Annotated in this window: 3 protein-coding genes; all 3 read right to left on the bottom strand. The window is 70.1% G+C overall.

Annotated features, from left to right (window positions below):
* Window positions 1-180: 180 nt before the first annotated feature.
* Window positions 181-1,989: a glutamine--tRNA ligase/YqeY domain fusion protein gene (locus O9335_RS05595; RefSeq protein ID WP_298384798.1), complete on the bottom strand. Its 1,809-nt coding sequence runs from the start codon at window positions 1,987-1,989 to the stop codon at window positions 181-183.
* A gap of 125 nt (window positions 1,990-2,114) precedes the next feature.
* Window positions 2,115-3,020 (bottom strand): PEP-CTERM sorting domain-containing protein, encoded by a 906-nt coding sequence (locus tag O9335_RS05590; protein ID WP_298384795.1) that lies wholly within the window; start codon window positions 3,018-3,020, stop codon window positions 2,115-2,117.
* A gap of 194 nt (window positions 3,021-3,214) precedes the next feature.
* On the bottom strand, window positions 3,215-3,721 hold the full coding sequence (locus O9335_RS05585; protein WP_298384792.1) for an ABC transporter substrate-binding protein: 507 nt from the start codon (window positions 3,719-3,721) through the stop codon (window positions 3,215-3,217).
* Window positions 3,722-3,891 lie beyond the last annotated feature (170 nt).

Below are 3,891 nucleotides of genomic sequence, written 5' to 3'. Positions count from 1 at the left end.
CCCCGCCGCGCGGCGCGGCCCCCCGCCCCGGGCCCCCGCGCGGGGCCCCGGGGGGGGGGGGGGCAGGGCCCCACCGCCCGGGGCCGCCGGGGGGTGGTGGGGTGCTGGGGTGGGCGCATTGTTGGCAAACCGGGCGGCCTGCTGGGCCTCGGGCGAACCCGGGGCCTTGCCGCGCCGGGCTCAGCGGGGCGCGGCCCAGGTGTCTTTCAGCGTGGTGGTGCGGTTGAACACCGCGCGGCCGGCTTGGGAGGGCGCATGGTGGTCGATTCGGTCGGCCACGAAGTAGCCGTGGCGCTCGAACTGCCAGTGGCTGGCCGCCGCCGCGCTGGCCAGCGCGGGCTCGACGAAGCCCTGCACCACGCGCAGCGAGTTCGGGTTCAGGGCTTGCAGGAAGTCCTTGCCACCGCCGTCGGGCTGGGGCTCGGTGAACAGGCGGTCGAACAGGCGCAGCTCGGCGGGCACGGCCTCGTGCGCCGCCACCCAGGTGATGACGCCCTTGACCTTGATGGCGTCGGCGCCCGGCGTGCCGCTCTTGGTGTCGGGCACCACGGTGGCCTGCACCGACACGATCTCGCCCGCGTCGTTCTTGGTGCAGCCCGTGCACTCGATGACGTGGCCGGCCTTCAGGCGCACCTTGTTGCCCGGGTACAGGCGGTGGTAGCCCTTGGGCGGCACCTCGGCGAAGTCGTCGCGCTCGATCCACAGCTCGCGGCCGAAACTGAACTGGCGCTCGCCCAGCTCGGGGTGGTGCGGGTGCGCCGGGGCATGGCAGGGGTCGCGGAAGTCGGCGCTGCCGAAGACCTCGGCGAAGTTGGTCAGCTCCAGCTTGAGCGGGTCCAGCACGGCCATGGCGCGCGGGGCGCGGCCTTCCAGGTCGGCGCGCAGGCAGCCTTCGAGCACGCTGTAGTCCAACCAGCTGTTGCTCTTGGTCACGCCCGTGCCTTCGACCATGGCGCGGATGCTCTCGGGCGTGTAGCCGCGGCGGCGCAGGCCCACCAGCGTGGGCATGCGGGGGTCGTCCCAGCCCTTGACGTGGCCTTCGTCCACCAATGCCTTCAGCTTGCGCTTGCTGGTGACCACGTAGCTGAGGTTCAGGCGGCCGAATTCGTACTGGTGCGGCAGCGGCTGCGCCAGCAGGCCCAGGCGGGCCAGGTGGCCCAGCAGCCAGTCGTAGAAGGGGCGCTGGTCTTCGAACTCCAGCGTGCAGATGCTGTGGGTGATGCGCTCCAGCGCGTCCTCGATGGGGTGCGCGAAGGTGTACATCGGGTAGATGCACCAGGTGTTGCCCGTGGCGTGGTGCTCGGCGTGCTTGATGCGGTAAAGCGCCGGGTCCCGCAGGTTGATGTTGGGGCTGGCCATGTCGATCTTGGCGCGCAGCACCATGGCCCCGTCGGGGTGCTGGCCGGCGCGCATCTCCCGAAAGCGCACCAGGTTCTCGGCCGCGCTGCGGTCGCGGAAGGGGCTGTTGGTGCCGGGCGTGGTGAAGTCGCCGCGGTTCAGGCGCATGGCCTCAGCGCTTTGCTCGTCGACGTAGGCCAGGCCGTCCTCGATCAAGGCCTCGGCCGCGCGATACATGAAGCCGAAGTAATCGCTGGCCTGGTACAGGTGGGTGTGGCCGGCGTGCTCCCAGCGCCAGCCCAGCCACTGCACCATGTCCTTGATGGCGTCAACGAACTCCTGCTCTTCCTTCTCGGGGTTGGTGTCGTCGAAGCGCAGGTGGCAGGCGCCGCCGTAGTCGCGCGCCAGGCCGAAGTTCAGGCAGATGCTCTTGGCGTGGCCGATGTGCAGGTAGCCGTTGGGCTCGGGCGGGAAGCGGGTGCGGATCTTGGCCGGGTCCAGCGCGCCAGCGGCGTGGTGCGCCGCGTCGCCCGGGCTGCCGCCGAACCGACGCTCAGGGCCTTGCCCCTGCTCCCACTGCGCCAGGTCGCGCTCGATCTGGGCGCGCAAGAAGTGGTGGCTGGGCGTGGGGGTCTCGGCGGGGCTCGTCATGGCGGGCAAACAAAACGGGCCGCGACAAGGCGGCGGCCCGAGGGTGGGGGAGGAGCCATTCTAAAAGTGAGGGCCCTCGCCACAGAGGTGATCGGGGCGCTGGGCCCCGGCGCCAGAGCGCAGGCTCAGGCGGCGCGCGAGGCGCTGCGACGGCGCCAAGCCGCCGCGGCCAGGGCCACGCCCAGCAGCGCCAGCGGGCCGGGTTCCGGCACGGTGCCCGTCGCGTCGTCGCCTTGGATCAGGAAGCCGCCGCCGATGGCGAAGGGGTCGTTGATGTCCAAGCTGATGCCGCCGCACTCGAAGACGCAGCCTTCGGGATCGTTCCAATCAACGAAGGTGCTCATGAGGTATTCCACCGTGAAGGTGGAGCCGTCGGCAAATTGACCCAGTTTGGTCGCGCCCTTGTAGCCGCCGTGGCTGTAGTAAACCTCGCCATCTTGAGAGGGCCGGTCCTGCAGGTAGGCCGATCCGATGTCGGCGCCGGTTTGGCTGAAGGTCATCAGGTCATGCACCAAGCCCACCGTGGTGGCGGTGTTCCAAACGGCGACGCCATTGACCAGGATCTGGATTTGGAAGCCGGCCAGGAACTCGCGCAACGAGTGGTCGCCGCTCCATCCGCCCAGGGTGGCCATGATGGAGCCGATCTCAAAGTCCATCGAGTACTGCTGGGTGTTGCCCGAGGTGTTGGTCACCGATTGCGCCCAGCGCAGGTCGTTCTGGAAGCGACCGCCTGCATACAAGCGCACCGAGGACGACAGGCTGCCGTTGGCAGCAGCCATGCCACCGCCACCCATGAAGTAGCTATAACCCGAGGCGTAGCCGGGCATCGGGGTGACGGGCACCATGTCCTCTTGCTGGATGCTCACCGAGTTGGGGTCGCTGACCGAGTGGCTGCCCGACACCAGCCACGAAGTGTTGGTGCGGCCGAGGGTGTTGTAGGCCAAGGAAGCCTCGACCGTGCCGGCGTGGCTGGTGGCGGCGCTTGCGCTCAGGGCCGTGGCCAAAGCGACTTGAACGAAGAGACGGGTCATGAAAAATCCCTAAAGGTGACGGTGCGTTCGTGACGCCCAAGCGGGCGCGCCCGAGGACCGCGCGATTGTGGGCAGCCGCCCTGTCCGACCCGGCTCGCAATCGTGACCAGGTGTAAATCCGGTGGCCATGTCCCCCCGACATCGGGGGTGGGGTCGAGGCATGGCCGCCACAGCGGGGCGGCGGGAGGGGGCCCTCAGGCCCCGGGGTAGCGGCGCAGCACCTGTTTCCAGGACGGGTGTTGGCGAGTGGTGCCAAGGCCCTGGTCGAGGCGCGCCAGCAGTTGGGGGTGGCGGTCGAGGGTGCGCTGCGACAGCAGGCCGTGCACCGGGCTGTCGGGGAACGACAGGGCCACGTGCACGGCGGGCCCGGGCTCGGCGGCGGCCCGGTGCAGGATGGTGATGGGGTCGTCGATGACGTAGGCGATGCGCCGCGCGCGCAGCATGGCGAGGCTGAGTTCGTTGGCCCGCAGCGGCAGCAGCAGCGCTTGCAGTGCCGGGTCTTCCAGCGTGTGACTCAGCGCCGGCGGGAAGGCGGTGCCCCGGATGACGCCGATTTGGAGTTGGCGGCCCTTGAGTTCGTTCAAGTCGCGCAGCGGGGGCGTTTCGTCGGCCAGGCCGAGGAGCGCGATGCGCTCCTCCCGGTAGGGCGGGGTGAAGGCGGCGTAGGTGCGCCGTTCGTCGGTGGGGGTGGCGGCGAGCACGAGGTCTAGGAGTCTGTGCGGCAGAAGCCCAGGCCGGCGTGGCCCCTGGTCCGGCGCAGGCTAGGAGCGACGCCGCCGTGGACTCGTGTCCACAAGAAGGAGCGACAACGAATGCGCCGGATCCAGGGGCCACCCTTCGGGCCGAGCCCCGGGGGCGACAAGCGTCGTTG

The organism is Inhella sp. (assembly GCF_027532025.1).
GTDB lineage: Bacteria > Pseudomonadota > Gammaproteobacteria > Burkholderiales > Burkholderiaceae_C > Inhella.
The sequence above is the reverse complement of the archived record's forward strand: the minus strand, read 5'-3'. Positions and strand labels throughout refer to the sequence as shown.

Coding starts and splice junctions, on each gene's coding strand:
- O9335_RS05595 (WP_298384798.1), bottom strand. CDS start 1,989: ATGACGAGCCCCGCCGAGACCCCCACGCCCAGCCACCACTTCTTGCGC.
- O9335_RS05590 (WP_298384795.1), bottom strand. CDS start 3,020: ATGACCCGTCTCTTCGTTCAAGTCGCTTTGGCCACGGCCCTGAGCGCA.